The organism is Gordonia sp. NPDC062954 (genome assembly GCF_044543825.1).
Taxonomy (GTDB): domain Bacteria; phylum Actinomycetota; class Actinomycetes; order Mycobacteriales; family Mycobacteriaceae; genus Gordonia; species Gordonia tangerina.
Map to the genome: position 1 here is coordinate 1 of NZ_JBITWL010000066.1, position 2449 is coordinate 2449.

Annotated in this window: 2 protein-coding genes; one reads left to right on the forward strand and one right to left on the reverse strand. The window is 62.4% G+C overall.

Going from position 1 to position 2449, the window contains the following annotated elements; all coding sequences use genetic code 11:
* Positions 1–447: hypothetical protein (locus ACIGKQ_RS25255; RefSeq protein WP_396575177.1), on the forward strand; the 447-nt coding region annotated here is incomplete at its 5' end.
* A 20-nt stretch (positions 448–467) separates the two neighbouring features.
* On the opposite strand, the gene ACIGKQ_RS25260 is transcribed toward ACIGKQ_RS25255, so the two are convergent.
* Complete coding sequence (locus ACIGKQ_RS25260; RefSeq protein WP_137811204.1) at positions 468–1706, reverse strand: IS256 family transposase; 1239 nt, start codon at positions 1704–1706, stop codon at positions 468–470.
* Positions 1707–2449 lie beyond the last annotated feature (743 nt).

Sequence of the window (2449 nt, forward strand, 5' to 3'; positions counted from 1 at the left end):
AGCCAGCATCGCCTACGCGGCAATTCTCAGCCACACCTCAACGTCTGCCGCCTCGCCGAGGACACCAGCCGGTTCGTTCTAGCCACCGTTATGGCATTCACCGAACGAATCCAGTCGGGCCTTCGGGACATTGCAACACCGCAGCAACGACGTTTGATAGACGCACATATGCGATACCGCCACGAGAATGTTTCGGTCGTCACCCTCGACCGCGAGATCATGATCACCGACGACGGTTTTCGCACACCAACTGCCCGACCGACCGACAATCTGGGCGGCCTGCTACGTCACGTAACGAGGCCATTCGCCGCATCGAGTGACGACGATCACGCCATGTTAATGTTAACTAGCCGCAATTTCCCGCTTGCCGAATACGACATGGGGCCGAGGATGAGACAGCGCCCCGTGGGGTGGTGGACTTCGGATCGCGTGAGCAGCGCGTTGTGATCAACGAGTCGTGCCGAATGTTAGGCGATTTGGCGTGTTTCGTCGACTGTTTCGGCAGCGTGGTGTTTGGCGGCGATGACCTTGCGAAGTTCGGCCATGCTGATGTCGGAGAGGTAGCGGCGGGTGACCTGCCACTCGTCGTGGGCCTCGATCACGACCGCGGTCGCCAACCGCAGGAACGCGGCGGGGTTGGGGAAGATCTCGACGACATCGGCGCGGCGTTTGATCTCCTTGTTGAGTCGTTCGATCGGGTTGTTGGACCAGATCTTCTGCCAGTGGGCCTTGGGGAAGGCGGTGAAAGCGAGCACGTCGGACTTGGCCTCGGCCATCATTGCTGCGACCTTCGGAAATGACGATTCCAGGGTGTCGGCGACCTGGTCCCACTGCGTGGCGACCTCGGCGGGCTCGGTGTGAGCGAAGATGGTCTTGACCGCCGCGGTCACCACCGGCGCCTGTTTCGCCGAAACCACGCCGTGCAGGTTCCGCATGAAATGTACTCGGCACCGCTGCCACGATGATCCAGTGAATTGCTGGGCTACAGCGGCTTTCAGTCCCGCATGGGCATCGGAGATCACCAGATGTACCCCCGACAGGCCCCGCGCTTTGAGAGAGGCGAGGAACTCACGCCAGAACTCGAAGGACTCGCTGTCACCGACCGCGGTACCCAACACCTCGCGGGTGCCGTCGATCGACACCCCGGTCGCCACGACCAGGGCTTGAGATACCACGTGGGCGCCGACCCGAACCTTGCAGAAAGTGGCATCAGCGAACACGTAAGGAAACTCAGTGTGGGTCAGGGAGCGTTCGCGGAACGCGGCAATGTCTTTGTCCAGGCCGGCGCAGATGCGGGAGACCTCGGACTTGGAGATGCCCGAGGAGACGCCAAGGGCGTTGACGAGATCGTCGACCGAGCGTGTGGACACGCCGTGAACGTAGGCCTCCATCACGACCGCGTGCAGGGCTCTGTCGATGCGTCTGCGTCGTTCGAGCAGGCTCGGGAAGAACGACCCAGCTCGCAGCTTGGGGATCTTGACTTCGACATCGCCGGAGGTCGTCGACACGGTCTTGGTGCGGTGGCCGTTGCGGATGTTTGAGCGTTCCGCGGAACGCTCATAGCGGTGCGCGCCGATCTTCTCAGTGGCCTCGGCCTCGATCAGCGCTTGCAGCCCCGCCCGGATCAACTCGGCGAACACCGCGCCGGAATCGGCGGAGCTGAGTGCATCAAGATGGGCGAGCAAGGCAGAATGGTCGTGGGTCATCGCGTTGTGTGTCCTTCTGTTGAGTCACTTGGTAGGTAACTCACTGACCACTACGCGATGGCCCGCCTCGACAGGGGCACCGACACGCTCCGTGACGGCCTCACCTCAGCACGGAAACCCCACCACCCCAGGGGACTTACCCGAGGATGATGCCGGCCGGCGCGGGAGGACGACTCGGGCGCCATCTTTACCCCTCAGCCAAGACGCGCACCCGTGACGAATACATTTGACACCGAGCATGACCGACTCTGCCACAGCCGCTTTAGCTGGTAAGGAAACGTGTCAGAGTAGGACGAGTTGTCGGCGCCGAACGTCCGCCGATGTCGCGGACGGCCGATGGTTCGAAGTCAGGCAGAGAGGGAGCCGATCGCTGCTTGCTCGCCGTCGCGGCCACTCCATGTTGCTATCCCTCCGATGAGAACTGCGCCCATGGCGCCTCCCGTGCGGCCGCGGGGCCACTGAATCCCCGTCCGCTCGATCTGGTCCTGCACCAGATTTGCTCAGCCAACAGCTACGGCTTCTTCTCCGGCAGTGGCCAACACCCCTTCACCGGAGTGCCCCATTCCATGAGACATGCCGCCCTCAGGGGTGACGTCGCTTGACAGCCAGACGTAATCCAGCTCGTCATCCTCGCGAATCTGGCGATGCTGACGTGTAAGGGCTCGGGACATGCTTGACGTCGTGTCGTCGGGACATCGTTGACGTCTCACGCTTGTCGGTGGTCGCAGTCAGAGTGTGGGGGG

Coding starts and splice junctions, on each gene's coding strand:
- ACIGKQ_RS25260 (WP_137811204.1), bottom strand. CDS start 1,706: ATGACCCACGACCATTCTGCCTTGCTCGCCCATCTTGATGCACTCAGC.